This window comes from Acidiphilium multivorum AIU301, from assembly GCF_000202835.1.
In the GTDB taxonomy this organism is placed as follows: domain Bacteria; phylum Pseudomonadota; class Alphaproteobacteria; order Acetobacterales; family Acetobacteraceae; genus Acidiphilium; species Acidiphilium multivorum.
The window spans coordinates 3,708,198-3,724,547 of the sequence record NC_015186.1 but is presented as its reverse complement, the minus strand read 5'-3'; the positions used below and the strand labels follow the sequence as shown (position 1 = coordinate 3,724,547).

At 65.8% G+C, this 16,350-nt stretch carries 13 protein-coding genes; 7 read left to right on the top strand and 6 right to left on the bottom strand.

What is annotated here, in order from left to right:
* The first annotated feature begins 213 nt into the window (after positions 1-213).
* Together ACMV_RS17015 and ACMV_RS17010 are read left to right on the top strand one after the other, a co-directional pair.
* Entirely contained in the window at positions 214-807 is a 594-nt protein-coding gene (locus tag ACMV_RS17015; protein WP_007422375.1) for a DedA family protein, read from the top strand.
* Positions 804-1,913, top strand: a complete 1,110-nt coding sequence (locus tag ACMV_RS17010) for an ATP-grasp domain-containing protein (RefSeq protein ID WP_007422374.1) — start codon at positions 804-806, stop codon at positions 1,911-1,913. Before ACMV_RS17015 ends, ACMV_RS17010 begins: the two co-directional genes overlap by 4 nt.
* 13 nt (positions 1,914-1,926) lie before the next feature.
* Here the strand turns inward: ACMV_RS17010 and ACMV_RS17005 are convergent, their stop codons facing one another.
* From ACMV_RS17005 to ACMV_RS16985, 5 genes are read right to left on the bottom strand one after another with little or no spacing between them, the layout of a single operon-like run.
* Positions 1,927-3,465, bottom strand: a complete 1,539-nt coding sequence (locus tag ACMV_RS17005) for a class I SAM-dependent methyltransferase (RefSeq protein ID WP_007422373.1) — start codon at positions 3,463-3,465, stop codon at positions 1,927-1,929.
* Positions 3,462-4,523 carry a type VI secretion system baseplate subunit TssG gene (tssG, locus tag ACMV_RS17000; RefSeq protein WP_007422372.1) on the bottom strand — a complete coding sequence of 354 codons (1,062 nt, stop codon included), beginning with the start codon at positions 4,521-4,523 and terminating at the stop codon, positions 3,462-3,464. The genes ACMV_RS17005 and tssG overlap by 4 nt, the downstream gene beginning before the upstream one ends.
* 44 nt (positions 4,524-4,567) lie before the next feature.
* Entirely contained in the window at positions 4,568-6,385 is a 1,818-nt protein-coding gene (gene tssF / locus ACMV_RS16995; RefSeq protein ID WP_013641189.1) for a type VI secretion system baseplate subunit TssF, read from the bottom strand.
* On the bottom strand, positions 6,378-6,899 hold the full coding sequence (gene tssE, locus ACMV_RS16990; RefSeq protein WP_007422370.1) for a type VI secretion system baseplate subunit TssE: 522 nt from the start codon (positions 6,897-6,899) through the stop codon (positions 6,378-6,380). Before tssE ends, tssF begins: the two co-directional genes overlap by 8 nt.
* Positions 6,899-7,714 (bottom strand): type VI secretion system accessory protein TagJ, encoded by an 816-nt coding sequence (locus ACMV_RS16985; protein ID WP_012040524.1) that lies wholly within the window; start codon positions 7,712-7,714, stop codon positions 6,899-6,901. The genes tssE and ACMV_RS16985 overlap by 1 nt, the downstream gene beginning before the upstream one ends.
* A gap of 255 nt (positions 7,715-7,969) precedes the next feature.
* Here ACMV_RS16985 and tssB point away from each other — a divergent pair, with 255 nt between their 5' ends.
* Genes tssB through tssC (ACMV_RS16970) form a run of 3 tightly spaced genes read left to right on the top strand, consistent with a single transcriptional unit; the run spans position 7,970 to position 11,559 of the window.
* Positions 7,970-8,548, top strand: coding sequence for a type VI secretion system contractile sheath small subunit (tssB, locus tag ACMV_RS16980; RefSeq protein WP_419465249.1), 579 nt, complete (start codon positions 7,970-7,972; stop codon positions 8,546-8,548).
* Positions 8,549-8,551: 3 nt separating this feature from the next.
* Complete coding sequence (tssC, locus tag ACMV_RS16975; protein WP_007422367.1) at positions 8,552-10,045, top strand: type VI secretion system contractile sheath large subunit; 1,494 nt, start codon at positions 8,552-8,554, stop codon at positions 10,043-10,045.
* Positions 10,046-10,065: 20 nt separating this feature from the next.
* On the top strand, positions 10,066-11,559 hold the full coding sequence (gene tssC, locus ACMV_RS16970) for a type VI secretion system contractile sheath large subunit (protein WP_013641188.1): 1,494 nt from the start codon (positions 10,066-10,068) through the stop codon (positions 11,557-11,559).
* A gap of 21 nt (positions 11,560-11,580) precedes the next feature.
* On the opposite strand, the gene tssA is transcribed toward tssC (ACMV_RS16970), so the two are convergent.
* Positions 11,581-12,699: a type VI secretion system protein TssA gene (gene tssA, locus ACMV_RS16965; protein ID WP_013641187.1), complete on the bottom strand. Its 1,119-nt coding sequence runs from the start codon at positions 12,697-12,699 to the stop codon at positions 11,581-11,583.
* 153 nt (positions 12,700-12,852) lie between these two features.
* Between tssA and tssH the strand changes: the two genes are divergently transcribed.
* Together tssH and ACMV_RS16955 are read left to right on the top strand one after the other, a co-directional pair.
* Positions 12,853-15,501 carry a type VI secretion system ATPase TssH gene (gene tssH, locus ACMV_RS16960; protein ID WP_013641186.1) on the top strand — a complete coding sequence of 883 codons (2,649 nt, stop codon included), beginning with the start codon at positions 12,853-12,855 and terminating at the stop codon, positions 15,499-15,501.
* A 29-nt stretch (positions 15,502-15,530) separates the two neighbouring features.
* The gene (locus ACMV_RS16955; protein ID WP_007422517.1) at positions 15,531-16,016 is read left to right on the top strand and encodes an Hcp family type VI secretion system effector; all 486 of its coding nucleotides are present in this window, start codon (positions 15,531-15,533) and stop codon (positions 16,014-16,016) included.
* The last annotated feature ends 334 nt before the right edge of the window (positions 16,017-16,350 follow it).

Genomic DNA, 16,350 nt, shown 5'->3' with positions numbered 1-16,350 from the left:
TGTGAGTATATTTTCATAAGTTATTGTTTAAAAATGAAAATCTCCTTATGTTCTCTCGGACTCGACCATGCCCTCATCAGTGGGGATAATTGCCGGCGAAAAGCCGCCGGTTTCGGCCATGAAGGCTGAATGCCTTGCCTCGCCCGGAAGGGGCCCAACCGCCGCGAAAGCCGGAATTGGTAAAATCTTCCGTTTCCCTTATGTGAATGTCTCATGTGGTTAACCGACTTCAGCACCTTGCTCGGCTCGGCGGCAGGCAGTCCTCCGCTCGAGATCACGACGATCATCCTCGGCACCTTTATTCTTGAGGATGCCGCGACCCTGCTTGCCGCGATGCAGGTCGCCGCGGGCGCCGTATCGCTGCCGATCGCTCTGGGCTCGCTCTACGCCGGCATCGTGCTCGGCGATATCGGGCTCTACTGGCTGGGCCGCCTGTCGGGACGGCATCCCTGGGCGCATCGCCTCGTGCCGCAGCGCCGACGCGACATCGGGCGGGACTGGGTAAGCGTCCGGATCATTCCCGTCGTGCTGGTCAGCCGTTTCGTTCCGGGGCTCCGGCTGCCGACCTACACCACCTGCGGCTTCCTGCGCGCTCCCTTCCTTGCCTTCGTTGCGGCGGCGATCCTCGCGACGCTGGCCTGGACGAGTCTGCTTTTCTTCATCAGCCTGAAGCTCGGCGTGCTGATGCTGCGCTATCTCGGCCCCTGGCGCTGGGCCGGATTGGCGGTTTTCGTTCTGATCCTGATCATGATAGGCAGGATCGCTGCACGGTGGCATGCTGGCCGGATCGGAAAGGACGCCTCATGAGCGATGTCTCCCCCGCATCGAGTCTCTCGGCGGGCCCTGCGGGGCGAAGCGGCGCCAAGCCCGTATCGTTCTTCGAGTATTGGCCGGGCTTCGTGTTTTATGCCCCGGTTGCGTTGTTCTGGGCGTTTCAGACGATCCGTCATCGCAGCGTGACCCTTCCCGCACTGACCAACCCGCGAATCGAAGCCGGCGGAATTTGCGGCGAGTCGAAGAATGATATCCTCGATCTCGCCGGCCCCGAGGCCCGGCGCTGGATTGCTCCCCATGTCGGCATCACGACCCCCGCGCATCCGGGCGGCGACCTCGCCATGGCCGAGGCCGCGATGAACGAGGCGGGCCTCGCCTATCCCGTGGTCGTGAAGCCGGACATGAGCTGCAACGGTGCCGGTGTGCGCCTCGTCGAGGATGGCGCCGCCCTCGCCCGCTATCTCACCGAATTCCCGCGCGCGACCCGCCTGCAGATCCAGGCGCTGGTCCCGCATGAAGGAGAGGCCGGCATCTTCTACATCCGCGAGCCCGGCGCCGCCCGCGGCCGCATCACCTCGATCACGCTGAAATACGCCCCCGTGGTCACCGGCGATGGCCGCGCCCGCATCCGCGACCTGATCGAGGCCGACCCGCGGCTGAACGCCGTTTCGTCATTGTTGCTCGCCAAACTCGGCACCGAAGCAGCGCGCGTGCCAGCGGCTGGCGAACGCGTCCGGCTCGTCTTCGTCGGCAATCACTGCCGCGGCTCTACCTTCAAGGACGGCCGGCATCTCATCACCCAGGAACTCACCGACCGGATCGACGCGATCGCGCGCGACATCCCGGATTTCCATTTCGGCCGCTTCGACCTGCGCTACGCCTCGGCCAGCGGGCTGCGCCGCGGCGAGGGCTTCACCATCATCGAGATCAACGGCGCCGGGTCCGAAGCCACCCATATCTGGGACCCGGAAACCTCGATCGTCGAGGCCTATCGGACGCAGTTCTTCCATTATGGCGCGGCGTTCCGCATCGGCGCCGCGATGCGTGCCCGTGGCGTGCCACGTTACGGGGTACGTCGGCTGTTCCAGGCCTGGCGCCGCCAGAAGGCGCTGATGGCGCTCTACCCAGCCAACGACTGACCGCAGCGCGACTTCAGCAGGGCAGGCCGAGCGCCGCCAGCGTCGCCCGGCTGTTACGCAGGAACCCCTCCACCCCGTCGGCCATCGCCTGCCGCAAGTCCTGCTCCTGATTAGGCAGCGCCGCCTCCAACCAACCTTCGATGGTCGCGCGATCCGGCGTCGGAAGCGCTTGCCCCACCGTGGCGTCGCTCAACCAGTCGTGCTGCCGCAGCACCGCGAAGGCCCCCACCGCCGGCAGATTGAACGCACCGCCCAGCGCGGGCACCGCCAGCCCGATATTCCGGTTCCACGGGCCAGCCCCGATCTGCTCGGCAAACATCGCTGCGTTCAGCGCAACCGCCTGGCGGGTCATCGGCAGGCCAGGTGACGCAACCATCACCGCCTGGCCGGTGCCGACCAGCATGGCGACGAGTTCGGCCGGGTTATCGGCCGCAGGCGAGCGACCGGGTGGCCGGGCCACGTCGAGCAGTTCGCCGACCCGCGCGACGCCTTGCGCCAGCCTGGCAAACACAGGTTCATAGAACGACGCGTTCATTGTCGCCTCGCCCGACGCGGTCTGAAATTTCAGCGAGCGATGCGTACTTGGCACCGAAAGCCCAAGCGCGAGATCCTTCAGGGCCTGATCGCGCGCGCCCGTTGCAAGACGCCTTTCGCCGCGAACATAGATGTCGTGCCGCAACGGCCGGCCGAGCGTGAGGTCCTTGACCAGCTCGGTCATCGCAGGATCTTCGAACTCCCGCGCCAAATCGAGCGCCACCGGCGGCAAGACGAGCTCGACAAAATTATCCAGCAGATGGGGCGATCCCACGTAGCTGAACTTCGCCTCCGCGAACGCCTCGACGACATCCGCATGGAAGCAGGGGCGCCAGTTCGCATTCATGAATTCGTGCGCGAGATAGGCGCCTGGCTTGTCGGCTAGCGCGCGCAATATGGCCTGGGCCTTTTCGTCGGCGCGTTCCCCGTCCTGCCCCACCAGCCGGCGGACAATCTCGAAACCGCGCTCCGCCTGCCGGTCCGCCCGAAAGGCAAGGCGACGCCCCGCCTCGCGCATGAGCCGCTGCAACCCGATCATCCCGCCCCAGCCCGGCTGGACATTGTAGCTGACATGGCAAAACCCGCCCGGCACAAGCCGTTCGGCCAGCAGACGGACGATCCCCGCGCGCACCTGATCGTCTACCCAGGTCCAGACACCATGCAGGCTTGCCGCATCCACCGGGGCTAGGTCGGCGCCATCGAACCTCGCCAGATCGGCCTCGATGAAACGGCAATTGCCGATGCCGGCACGGGCGGCCAGATCGCGCGCCGCAGCGACATGGCCCGGATTGAAGTCAATCCCGGTCACCGTCCATCCAGGATTGGTCGCGGCAAGGACGAGTGCCGTAAAGCCCCGTCCCGACCCGATATCGAGGAAATGAAAGGACTCATCCGGAGCTGCCATGCGCGCGGCGCGGCCGGTCAGCAACGCCACGAGGGCCATGAGCCGCGGCGACTGCTCCACATAATAGCTGGGGGCATAGGCGATGTCGGTCACATATCCGCTGCCCCAACTCATGCGGCTCTCCGCGCCAAAGCGGGGTCGAGCGCCGGCAAGGCCTCGATCGATCCGGCCGCGAACATCGCCTGATCGGCCTTTCGGCCCCCGCTCATCGCTGCGGCGGGTGCGGGCAGCCACCCGGTCCAGGACAGGCGTGGCGCATCGGGGCCGCCAAGCCGTAATGACGGAACGTCAGCAGGATCCAGTACAAGATTCACGGCAAAATCCACCTCCATGCCGACATACGCCCGCACCAGCGACACAAGCTCGCGCAGCAGCGGCCGGTCGGGCAGCAGCGCCGCGAAGGCAGCGCGCGACAGCGGGCCAATGCGGATAACGAAACGTGCCTGCTGGTCATAGGCCCTGGCGCCGGCGGCGCAGTCCATACCCAGGCGGTTGAACTGGCCGGGAAGCCTGCCACGCGGCATCCGGCTCTGCTCATCAGGCCCGATCCTGAGCCATGCGCCGGCAAATTCGATGATCTCGACCGGCCGTTCCAGCCAATCGCTCAGCATCGCCTCAAGCCGGCTGGCCGAACGCGGCCAGGTTGCGAAAAAACCTGCATAATGCAGGATCGAACCCCGACCCGCCGTCAGCCGGCCGACCAGGTCCGGCGAACCATAGCCGGTCAGCGCAAGCAGCGCGCGCTCGGCCGGATCGGCCGACCCATGGTCCGCTGCCCCGGTGTGCCGCGCGACCTCGGCGGCAAGATGCGGGCGATACTTTGTTCCGGCGACCGCGAAAGCCGAGATGATGCGCTGCGAGAGAAGGTCGAAGAAGGCTGCCGTCGCCGGTGAGCGGGCGCGGTTCGCGCCGGCGACGAGTTCGGTATACCAGCGGGGCAAGGGGCTCGATGCGCCCAGCAGGCCGATGAGCCGTGTCGCAATCCGGCCTCGCGGCTCGTCGGGAGCGGGCGCCTCGGCCTCATCGATTTCGGCGGCCGGATGGCCGAGGGACAGTGGGGTGGTGAAGCGTATCGCGTCGCCAGGATCGCTTCGCCCCGAGGCCAGCCAAAGCAGCCGGACCGCAGCGCCGAAACGAAAGTGCCAGGGCTCGGCAGTCAGCCGGTCGAGCACGCCGATTGGCGTCCGCCGGCGCCGGTGGCTGTCCGCCGGTCGGTTCACAGCAGCGTCCGGTAGCCGGCGCGGGGCGGAAAGCGCTTCACCGGATCGATCCGCCCGCGCAAGCGCAGGGTGGTGCGGACGAAGGAATTGATCGTGCCATGCAGCGCGAGGAACCGCTCAAGAACGGCTCCGAGCAGGAACAGCCCATTGTCGTGATACGCTTTCGACTCGAATTCGAGCGCGATATCAAGCCCGCGGCAGAAACTGCCTGCCCGGCCACCCGGCACCCGGGCCGTGCCAGGCCGCGCCGTTACCGCGACCAGCGCTTCGATCGCACCGCGCGTCTCGGCGGTGCCTGCCCGGTCGTAGAGGCGCAGCACGTCACGCAACGCAGCCGCTCCTTCGGCGCCGCCGACGACCGAAAGATGGCCGAGCGACAGGTGCGAAATCAGCCGCCACGCGCCGCGTTCGGCGAGGTCCGGCCGAAGCGTCGCGCCAGGCGGCGTCAGACAGGCGATGCCCGCGATGCCGTCATGTGGCGACAATGCCGTCAGCACGGGATGGCCGCCGCCGAACGGCAGGGCCGCCGGCAGGTCGCGGTTCAGGCACATCGCCTCGACCGAAAGCACCTTGTCGCCCGGCGCATGCGCATCGAAATCGGCGCCGAACGGCGCGATAAACGTCTCGGTACCGCCCACCGCGACCGGTGCCGGCCGCCGCGCCTCCAGATACTGACCACCCACCTCGCTGTCCTCGACCCGCCCGACGCGATAGAATGGCAACCACGGCGCGGTGTTGCCGGCAGCATCGGTTTGGGTCACCGCGGTGATTCCCCACACCTCGAAGGCACCAACCCCCCTGGCATCCGGAATCACCCGATATTCCGTCTCGGTCTGGTCGAGCCGGATCGGTTCGCAGCGCTGTGGAAAGATATTGACCATCGGCGTGCAACCGAGCGCGAGATGTTCGGTGCCCAACGCTCGTTCCAGTTCGGTCATCGAGCGATCAAAATAGATGAAGATTTCGAGTCTGTTCCGATCAAGCACGAGTGTGCGCCGATCGAGACCATCGATGTCGAAAAAGCGGAACTTGTCGGAGAAGGCGAAATATTCGGTTAGCAGCCGGAATCCGGCGAAGCCGCGCGCCGGCCAGGGCAACAGCGCCTCGTCATCGGCAAAGCCGACCGGGCGCACCGAAGCCGGATCGAGCAGCACCGGCGCCGGATCGCCCGGCGCCTCGGCAAGCGCGACGCCGATCACGTGCGCGGCGAGCATTTCATGCAGATGCGGCGCAATCGCCGGGCCGCCGCGGAGGAACAGGCGCAGCCGGTCCATCCCCAGCTTCGCGAAGGTCATGTCCGGCGCCATCGTCTCGACCACGATCCGCAGAACCGAGGCAGCGCCGGCGGCGAGCGGATTGGCGGGCGCCACGAAAGGCTGTCCCGAAAGGCGCGCCTGGGCAATCCGCACCGGCCATAGCGTCACCGGATAGGCGGTACGGAACCGGCAGGGATGGCCGCGAACCCGCTCGGTCTCGATCGCAAAGCCAGCGTCGATCTCCGCTCCGCCCTGCAGATCCGCCTTGGGAGTGAACTGGACGATCGCGCTCGATGGCACGGGCGCAAGGAAGCCCGGATACAGGGCGGAAAGCAGCGCATCGGTCAGTTCGGGGAACTCGTCGTCGAGCCGCTGATGCACCCTCGCTGAGAGATAGGCGACGCCGTCGAGCAGCCGCGCCACATGGGGGTCGTCGATCGCGTCGGGCGAAAGCCGCAAGCGGCCGGCGATCTTGGGGTGCGCATCCGCGAACTCGCCGGCCAGCTTGCGGATCGCCACCAGTTCGCGGTTGAAATACGGCAGCAGCCGGTCAGACACCGCCTTCCCCCTTCACCTCGATCTCGGCCGAGGTTGAGTCGACCACAGTGTTGAAACTGATCGGCTCAGGTGCCGGCTCGGCATGCAGCAGCCCCTCGATCCGCATGTAGAGCGTGGGGTCCAATGGGTTCTCGGCCTTGACGAGCGTCACCGAGACGCGGGCAAATCGCGGCTCGAACTGGCGGATCGTGCGTTCGACTTCCGCGCGGAACGCCTCGCGCGCGCCTGTGGCGCTCATGCTGCCGGCGGTATAGTCCGGCAGTCCGTAGCCTGCGATCGAGTTGCGCAGCTCTGCCAGCGCCGGCGGCAATGCACGCCAGCGGCGCTTCGCATTCAACAGCGCCTCAAGGTCGCGGCGTACCGACCGGCGCAGCATGTTGAGCGCTTCGCCGGCGGACAGCGGCCGATCCCGATCGCGATCGGGTTCATCGTCCAGCAATCGGTCGAGCAGCGACAGTTGTACCCGCGCGCCCGCGTCGCGCACCCGGTCGCTGAAGCCGATCGGGCCGCTCATCAGGAGAACACGATCTCGCCAAGCTCCATTACGGGCACGGCCGCCTCGCCGACCAGGAACTCACGCTGACCAACACCGGTCACAAGGCCGCCCTGTTCGATCCAGTCCGTCGCCCGTCCAAGCCGGAATTCGGGGGCGAGCGACGCATCGCCCGCCGCATAGGTCACCGGCATGTAGACGTCGCCATCGGGCCCGTCATGCACCGCAAGCGTCGCGCGCCGCCAGATCAGGTCGCGCGGCCGCTCCGGCGGATGAAAGGTCACCTCCGTCACGCGCGAAATCGGGATCCAGAAATATTTCCCGGTCGTGGTCAGAACTTCGAAAATCCCGCCGCAGATGTCGCTGGCATCGCGGAAATCCGCGAAGGCGCTCCCGTCGGCAGTTCCGGCCCGCGCGCCGCGTCCGGCCTCGGCTGTCTCCGCCGCGCGCCTCGCCGCCTCGGCATCGCCGTCACGCAACGCGACCAGGGCCGCCAGAAGTGCTGTTTCGACATCGCCCGGTCCGCCGAGGAACTCAGGCACTCGCCCGTCACGATACAATTGCCGGCGCGCCGTCTCGGCACGGAGAAGCTGGCGGAATTCGGCAACAACGATGCTTGCACTCGGGTCAAGCTGGCCCGCGGCATCGAGCAGGACATCGGCGCGCTCGATATTGCCGGCGAAGACAAGGAGTTCGGCGAGCAGCACCCGCGCCGACAGATCCGACGGGCTGGACTTCACCTTCGCCGTTGCAGCCGCGATCGCATCATCGAGGCGCCCGGCACGGAACAGCGCGCCCACGCCGGAATCGTCGCTCTTTGCTGCGCCATCCGCCATGGTCTTGTCCTCCTCGAATTTTCTGATGGTGAATGATGTTATTCAATCAGGGAATGCCACGCAATGGAAGCGTCCGGGCGACATCCCGCGCTTCGGCCTGTGATCACCGTCACGCTCGCGACACGAAAAACCCACTTTCGTGCGGTGTGAACCTCATGACCGGGCAAGTCCACTAGATGGCCAGCGCACACTCTGTTACATCCGTTTCCAGTTGACCATCGGTTAAGACCGGGCCTACCATTATAAAAAATACAGGTGCCGGCAGCGCCCCTTGGAACTCATGAGACTGATTCACGACTTTTTGTGATTATTTTGGGAGATCGGACGATGAGTGGCAGTATCCACGAGAAACTCAACCGCGTACGGAAGCCGCGCGTGCACATTACCTACGATGTCGAAACCGACGGCGCGCAGATCGCACGCGAACTGCCATTCGTGATGGGCGTGATGGGCGATTTCTCCGGCGACCCGACGCAGCCGCTGAAGCCGCTGTCGGAGCGGAAATTCGTCCAGATCGACCGCGACAACTTCAACGATGTCATGGCCCGCATGGCGCCCGGCCTGAAGCTGAAGGTGGACAACACCCTGGCCGATGACGGCACGCAGATGGCGGTTGACCTGAAATTCAACAGCATCGAGGATTTCGATCCCGAGCGTGTCGTCGAGCAGGTTCCTGCCCTCAAATCCTTGCTGGAGACGCGCAACAAGCTGCGCGACCTGATGAGCAAGGCCGATCGATCGGAAGAACTTGAGTCGCTGCTTGAACAGGTTCTTCAGAATGAAGCCGAACTGAAATCGCTCTCGGGCGAACTCGGCCTCGGCAAGGAGGGCTGACCGATGTCACAGAGCCAATCCGAAACGGCGGCAGCCGGCGCAACGCAAACCGGGGAAGCCGTCTCGCTGCTCGACCAGGTCGTCGGCGCAACCAAGCAGACCGAGCCCGATCATGCCCAGGAACTCGTCAAGACGCTCGTCCAGGAAGCCCTCTCCGGCACCGTCACCTTCGACAAGAACCTCACCCGCACGATCGACCGCGCCATCGCCGCGATCGACGCGCGGATGTCCCGCCAGCTCAACGCGATCATGCACGACGCGAAATTCCTCAAGCTCGAGGGCAGCTGGCGCGGCCTGCATCACCTGGTGATGAACTCCGAGACGGGCACGTCGCTCAAGCTCAAGGTCATCAACATGTCGAAGCGGGATCTGAACAAGGATCTCACCAAGGCCGTCGAGTTCGACCAGAGCCAGCTCTTCAAGAAGATCTACGAGAACGAGTTCGGCACTCCCGGCGGCGAGCCCTATGGCGCGCTGATCGGCGACTACGAATGGTCGAACCATCCGGACGACATCGAGACTCTGCGCCTCGTCTCCAACGTCGCTGCGGCGGCCTTCGCGCCGTTCATCTCGGCGGCTGGTGCGGGCATGTTCGGCTTCCAGGACTGGACGGAACTCTCAAAGCCGCGCGACCTCGCCAAGATCTTCGACACCGCCGAATACGCGAAATGGCGCGGCTTCCGCGAAACCGAGGATGCGCGCTTCGTCTCGCTGGTGATGCCGCGCACCCTCGCCCGCGTGCCCTACGGCGCCAGCACCTCGCCGGTGGAGAGCTTCAACTACGAGGAAGCGCCGTTCGATGCGAGCGGCGCCGCCCGGCCGATGGACCATCACGACTATTGCTGGATGAACGCGGCCTACATGATGGGCGAGCGGCTGACCGCGAGCTTCGCCTCCTCGGGCTTCTGCGTCGCGATCCGCGGCGCCGAGGGCGGCGGCAAGGTCGAGAACCTGCCCTTCCACGTCTTCCAGTCCGATGACGGCGACACCGATGCGAAATGCCCGACCGAAATCGGCATCACCGACCGGCGCGAGTTCGAGCTTTCCAATCTCGGCTTCCTGCCGCTCTGCCACTACAAGAACACCGACTATGCCGTGTTCTTCGGCGCCCAGTCGGTGCAGAAGCCGAAGAAATACGACCGGCCGGACGCCACCGCTAACGCCGCGATCTCCGCTCGCCTGCCCTACATCATGGCCTCCTCCCGCTTCGCGCATTTCCTCAAGGTGATGGCGCGCGACAAGATCGGCTCCTTCATGGAGGCGAAGGACTGCGAGAATTGGCTGAACCGCTGGATCGGCAACTATGTCAACGCCAACCCCGATGCCGGCCAGGAAATGAAGGCCCGATATCCGCTGCGCGAGGCCAAGGTCGAGGTCAAGGAGATCCCGGGTAAGCCCGGCTCCTACAACGCGGTGGCCTATCTGCGTCCCTGGCTGCAGATGGAGGAACTGACGACCTCGATGCGGATGGTCGCTCGGATCCCGCAGAAGGCCTGAACCAGCAAACGAGTTCCGCAATGCTGCGAGAGGCGGTTCTCGCCGGTCACTTTTTTGGCGAGCGCCACGGTGGCGCAGCTTCGGAACTCGCCTCCTTCCTCGTGGCGAAGCCGGGCCAGGCGCTGCAAGCCTGGTTCGGTGAGGCGGCCACGCTCGATCTTCTCCGCAATCCCAAGGCGCTCGCCGCCCGGATCGATCGGGACATCGCCGCCATAGATGCCCTTCTCTCGGATCAACTCGACACGATCCTGCACAATCCGCGCCTGACCCGGCTCGAAGGCAGCTGGCGCGGGCTGTTCTGGCTGGCCTCGCATATCGAACCGGGCAGGACCATCAAGCTACGCGTGCTGCACGCATCCTGGAGCGAAATCTGCCGCGATCTCGAACGCGCGCCGGAATTCGACCAGAGCGAGACCTTCCGCCGCATCTACGAAGACGAATTCGGCACGCCCGGCGGTGAGCCCTATGGTCTTCTGGTGATGGACTACACGATCCGCCATCGCCCATCGGCCGACTCACCGAGCGACGACGTTTCGGCATTGGCGGCGCTTTCCGCTGTCGCGGCCGCGTCCTTCGCCCCGATGATTTTCAGCGCCTCACCGACACTCTTCGGCGTTGACCGGATGGAGGAACTTTCGGGCGTGGCCGATCCGGCGAGTCTGTTCACCGGACTGGAATATCGCCGTTTCCGCAATCTCGGCCTTCGCGACGACATGCGCTTCATCGGGCTCGCTCTGCCGCGCCTTCGTGCGCGCGCCCCATGGACTGACGCACCAGGCGCCCCCAGCCTCTTTCCCTATTGCGAGCGGATCGAGGACAGCGAAGACATGGTCTGGTTCGCGCCTGGCTACGCGGTGGCGTTCGTCGTTGCCCGTGCGATGGCAACCTATGAATGGCCGGCGGACATGCGCGGCTATCTCGAGGACTGGCCGGGTGGCGGCCTGTTCACCGCCGGTACCGCAGCTGTCTTCTCCGCCGACCCGTATGACGGGCTTGACCGGTTCGAACTGGAAATCGCCCTGACCGACCGGCAGGAACGCGGTCTGGTCGATGCCGGGCTCATGCCGCTAACGCCTCTTGGCTACGGTGGGGAAACGGTGATTGGTGCCGCCCGCAGCCTGCAGATGCCGCGCCGCTTCGGCGGGCCGAACACCGAGGCCGCCGATGCCAATGCCCGTCTATCCGCTCAGTTCAACACGATGATCTGCGTCTCCCGCTTCGCTCATTTCCTCAAGGTCATGGGTCGGGACATGACGGGCGCCTTTCGCACCGCAGCCGAAATCGAGCGCACGCTCGGCGACTGGCTGCGCCGCTTCACCAACAGCAACCGCGATGCCGGCCCGGAAACACGGGCACGGTACCCCCTGCTCGACGCATCGGTCCAGGTACGCGAACTGCCGGCAAAGCCAGGTTCGTTCGGATGCGTCATCCACCTCCAGCCGCAATACCAGTTGGACGACATTGCGGCCTCGTTCCGGTTGGTGACCGAGATATCGGCGCCGGGCAATCGCTGAACGGCGCCCGTACCGCCCCGGTCAGTCCGCCGGCGGCTTGATGCCGAGCGCCGTCAGCATCGCCTGGCGCACGCCGGCGTCGGCCAGAATATCCTCGATCAGTTCCGGCCAGGTGAGCCGCGCACGGCGGATCGCCTCATCGAGGGTCAGCGCAATCGGCGATTGCGGTTCGGTGCGGCGGAAGAATTCGGCGATCTCGCCAAGCTGGCGCAGCGCATCCTCACGCGTATAGGGCTTCTTCGCGGCCTGCGCCGGCGCCGGGCCGTCAACGGCGACGGCATCCTCGGCGGCTCCGGCCGCCTCCGCTCCGGCGGCTGCGTCAGCGTTCTCCGCCGCGCCGCCGGGCGCGGCCAGCGCGCCGGGCGCATATCGTTGTGAAATGGCGATGATCTGCTCGAGCACCTCCCGTACCCGCGAGGTCGGCGGTGCGTCATACCCAGCCACCTCATCGAAGGCCGCCCCCATCGCCTGCCAGGCCTCGAGTGCTGCCGCCGCGCCGCGCGCGAGCGCGGTGAAATGGCCCGTACCCGCCACCCGCGCCTGTGTCTCCAGCTGTGCGAAGGCCGGCACGCCAGCGGCGATCCGCGCCGCCTTGCGTTTCTCGTCGCCAAGCCCTGCCGTCTCCTCCGCCTGGAGATACAAGAAGACGGGCACCGGCGACCCGTCAGCGGCGTTGAACAGCGTCAGCTTGCGCAGCGGCTGGATCAGCGTGCCATCGCTTCCCGTCCCGTTCAGGCCGGCCACGGGCGCGACGCGCGTTTCCATGCCGTCCTCGTCGGGCAACGGGTAAAGCGCCTCCCAGAACCCATGGACAAGGCCCGCCATCAGCCGAGCCCCCTCGGCAAGACCGGCAAGCCCGTTCTCGCGCACCATCGCCTCGGTCATCCAGGCGGCAACCTCCAGGTCGTGCGACTTGCCGAGCGCGGTTTGCGCCAGTTGCAGCACGCTGCGCCAATGCTGTCCCGCGTCGGCCTCGAGCGTCGGATCCGAATCCGCCGCGCGCTCGGCGGCGCGCGCGTCCGAGCGCGCATCGCGCAAGCGATAGTAAATCGAGCCCGCGGTGTAGTCGGCACGCAAGTCCTGCCCGACCGGCGAATCCCCTTCAATCGGGGCAAGCAAGGCGTCGATGTCGAGAAACATGACCGCGGGGCTCCACTGTGACAAAGGTCATACAATCGATGACATGCACCCTTACCCAACTGGACACAACAGCAGATACACCATACGATTGGGAAATATTCGATTATATTCACAAACAACGGCCTGCCGTGCCGAACAATGCCGGGGAGCGTCATGGCTGCTATCGATCTCAAATCTCTGATCGCCCGCCTCGACGACCACTGCCGCCGCAGCCTCGAGGCCGCAGCCGGCCTAACGCTGTCGCGAAGCCATTACAACGTCGAAATCGAACATTGGCTGCTCAAGCTCGCCGATGGCACCGACACCGACATTCCGCTTATTCTTCGACATTACGAGATCGATATCGGTCGTTTCTTGATCGATCTCAACCGCGCGCTCGACCGGATGAAGACCGGCAACGCCCGCGCCCCGGCCCTGTCACCGGAAGTCGTCGAGCTCGCGAAACAGGCCTGGCTGCTGGCATCGGTCGAACACGGGCTGAGCCGCACGCGCTCGGGTCACCTGCTTTGGGCCCTGCTGGCCGACGAGACCCTAGCCCGCCACGCCCGCGAGGCCTCCAGCCATTTCGCAAAAATCCAGCCGGACGCACTGAAGCGCGACTTCAACGCCATCACCGCCAATTCCATCGAGGCGCAGACCGCGACCCGCGCGACCGATGGCGCGCCGGCCACGGGCGGCACCGATGACGGCACGCCCCGTCCCGGCGGCTCGGCGGCGCTGGACCAGTTCACCGAAGATCTGACCGCCCGCGCGCGCGCCGGCCGGATCGACCCGATCCTCGGCCGCGACTTCGAAATCCGCCAGGCGATCGACATCCTCACCCGCCGCCGGCAGAACAACCCGATCTTCACCGGCGAGGCAGGTGTGGGCAAGACCGCGGTGGTCGAGGGCATCGCGCTGAAGATCGCCCAGGGCGACGTGCCGGAGGCGCTGAAGAACGTCACGCTGCGCACGCTCGACATGGCGCTGCTCCAGGCCGGGGCGGGCATGAAGGGCGAGTTCGAGAACCGGCTGAAATCGGTGATCGACGAGGTGAAGGCCTCGCCGAAGCCGATCATCCTGTTCATCGACGAGGCGCACACGCTGATCGGCGCCGGCGGCCAGGCCGGCCAGAACGACGCGGCAAACCTGCTCAAGCCCGCCCTCGCCCGCGGCGAGCTGCGCACCATCGCGGCGACGACCTGGGCCGAATACAAGAAATATTTCGAGCGCGATGCCGCGCTGACCCGCCGCTTCCAGGTGGTCAAGGTCGAGGAGCCGTCCGAGGCGATGGCCACCGCGATGATCCGCGGCCTCGTCGGCACGCTCGAGAAGCACCACAAGGTCCGCATCCTCGACGAGGCGGTGAGCGAGGCCGTCAGGCTGTCGGCGCGTTATATTCCCTCACGCCAGCTGCCGGACAAGGCGATCTCGCTGATCGACACGGCCTGCGCCCGCGTTGGCATGAGCCAGGCGACCGAACCCGCCCCGATCGAGGATCGCCGCCGCCGGATCGACCTGATCGACACCGAAACCGGCATCCTCCGCCGTGAGATGGCCAGCGGCGGCGATCACGCCGCCCGCGAGGCCGAACTGATCGAGGAGCGTGCGCGGCTGGTCGCCGAACTCGCCGAGCTCGAGGCCCGCTTCGCGACCGAGAAGCAGCTCGCCGGCGACATCGCCGAGCTGCGCACCCGGCTGGAAGACGACGCGAACGCGGAGGACAAGGACGCGCTGCGCGCCAGCCTCGCCGAAAAGACCGCGGCGCTGAAGGCCTCGCAGGGCGAGAACCCGCTGATCTTCCCGGTGGTCGACGGCCAGGCCGTCGCCGAGATCGTCGAGAGCTGGACCGGCATTCCCGCCGGGCGCATGCAGTCCGACGAGATCAACACGGTGCTGAAGCTGAAGGAGGCGATGGAGCAGCGCATCGTCGGCCAGCCCCATGCGCTCGAGGCGGTCGCCCAGGCGATCCGCACCTCGCGCGCGAAACTCACCGACCCGCGCAAGCCGATCGGCGTCTTCATGATGGTCGGCACCTCCGGCACCGGCAAGACCGAAACGGCGCTTACCCTCGCCAACCTGCTCTATGGCGGCGAGCAGAACATGACCACCATCAACATGACCGAGTTCAAGGAAGAACATAAGGTCAGCCTGCTGATGGGCAGCCCGCCCGGCTATGTCGGCTATGGCGAGGGCGGCGTGCTGACCGAGGCGGTGCGCCGGCGCCCCTATTCGGTGGTGCTGCTCGACGAGATGGAAAAGGCCCATCCCGGCGTGCAGGACGTCTTCTTCCAGGTGTTCGACAAGGGCAACATGAAGGACGGCGAAGGCCGCGACATCGACTTCAAGAACACCATCATCATCATGACGTCGAATGCCGGCACCGACCTGATCGAGAAACTCTTCGCCGATCCCGAAACCGCGCCGGACGCCGCCGCCCTCGCCGAGGCGCTGCGGCCGGAGCTGCTGAAATATTTCAAGCCCGCCTTTCTCGGCCGCGTCACCATCGTCCCCTATTTCCCGCTCTCCGACGAGGTGATCCGCCAGATCGTGGTGCTCCAGCTCAACAAGATCGCGAAGCGCGTGCGCGAGGGCTACAAGGCCGAATTCACCTACGAGCCCGCGCTCGTCGAAACCATTGCCGCACGCTGCAAGGAATCGGCCTCGGGCGCGCGCAACGTGGAAAACATCCTCTCCCGCACGCTGCTGCCCGAACTCTCGGCCGAGGTTCTGGCCAGGCTTGCCGAAGGCGAGATGATTTCCCGCGTGACGGTGGGCACATCCGAAGACGGGATGTTCCGCTACACCATCAATCAGGCTTAACGACCAACCCAGCACCAGGAGCAGGACCAATGGCTATCTACATGAAATACGGCTCTATCAACGGCGACGTCACGACCCAGGGTTTCGAGAATTACATCGAACTGGGGTCTTTCCAGTGGGGTGTCGGCCGCGGCGTCTCGATGCAGTCGGGCAGCAAGCAGGGCCGCGAGGCAAGCCTGCCGAGCCTGTCAGAAATCACCATCACCAAGGAATACGACGTCGCGAGCGGCGACCTGCTGAAGGAAGCGCTGAGCGGCAACGTGCAAGAAGTCGATATCGTCTTCACCCGCACCGGCACGGGCGGCTCGGGCGCCCAGCAATTCATGAAGGTCAGCATGAAGGATGTCATCCTCTCCGGCCTCTCGATGTCCGCGGGTTCCGACGGCAAGCCGATGGAATCGCTGTCGCTGAACTACTCGCAGATCTCCTTCACCAACAATCCGATGAAGGATGACGGCACGGCCGGCCCGCAGAGCGTGGTGAACTTCAACCTCGGCACGATGGTCATGAGCTGAACCGCTTGCCGCTGCCCGGCCTGCAAACGCCGGGCAGCGGTTGTTGCCAAATGGAATCGGCCCTGTTCCGATTGCCTGACGGGCAGGTTTTTCGCCGCGCCGTCCTTCTTCCCGACTGTCACCGTGGCGATCATACCCGCCGCAAGAAATCTGCCCGGCGGAATGCGGTCCAACGCGATATGGACCGGAATGCGCAGCGAAAGTCGCACCCACGAATACATTGGATCGGCGAGCGGCAGCCCCCGTGCCCCGCGAATCGGTGACCGCGATTCCCGGACCGATCGCCTCGAGTACCCGTGTGGAACCTGGCCGGGTCCGGCCATAGTGCGACGCG

What these genes read in the sequence shown, in the direction of transcription:
- ACMV_RS17015 (WP_007422375.1), top strand. Translation starts at nt 214, where the DNA reads ATGTGGTTAACCGACTTCAGCACCTTGCTCGGCTCGGCGGCAGGCAGT.
- ACMV_RS17010 (WP_007422374.1), top strand. Translation starts at nt 804, where the DNA reads ATGAGCGATGTCTCCCCCGCATCGAGTCTCTCGGCGGGCCCTGCGGGG.
- ACMV_RS17005 (WP_007422373.1), bottom strand. Translation starts at nt 3,465, where the DNA reads ATGAGTTGGGGCAGCGGATATGTGACCGACATCGCCTATGCCCCCAGC.
- tssE (WP_007422370.1), bottom strand. Translation starts at nt 6,899, where the DNA reads ATGAGCGGCCCGATCGGCTTCAGCGACCGGGTGCGCGACGCGGGCGCG.
- ACMV_RS16985 (WP_012040524.1), bottom strand. Translation starts at nt 7,714, where the DNA reads ATGGCGGATGGCGCAGCAAAGAGCGACGATTCCGGCGTGGGCGCGCTG.
- tssC (WP_007422367.1), top strand. Translation starts at nt 8,552, where the DNA reads ATGTCACAGAGCCAATCCGAAACGGCGGCAGCCGGCGCAACGCAAACC.
- tssC (WP_013641188.1), top strand. Translation starts at nt 10,066, where the DNA reads ATGCTGCGAGAGGCGGTTCTCGCCGGTCACTTTTTTGGCGAGCGCCAC.
- tssA (WP_013641187.1), bottom strand. Translation starts at nt 12,699, where the DNA reads ATGTTTCTCGACATCGACGCCTTGCTTGCCCCGATTGAAGGGGATTCG.
- tssH (WP_013641186.1), top strand. Translation starts at nt 12,853, where the DNA reads ATGGCTGCTATCGATCTCAAATCTCTGATCGCCCGCCTCGACGACCAC.
- ACMV_RS16955 (WP_007422517.1), top strand. Translation starts at nt 15,531, where the DNA reads ATGGCTATCTACATGAAATACGGCTCTATCAACGGCGACGTCACGACC.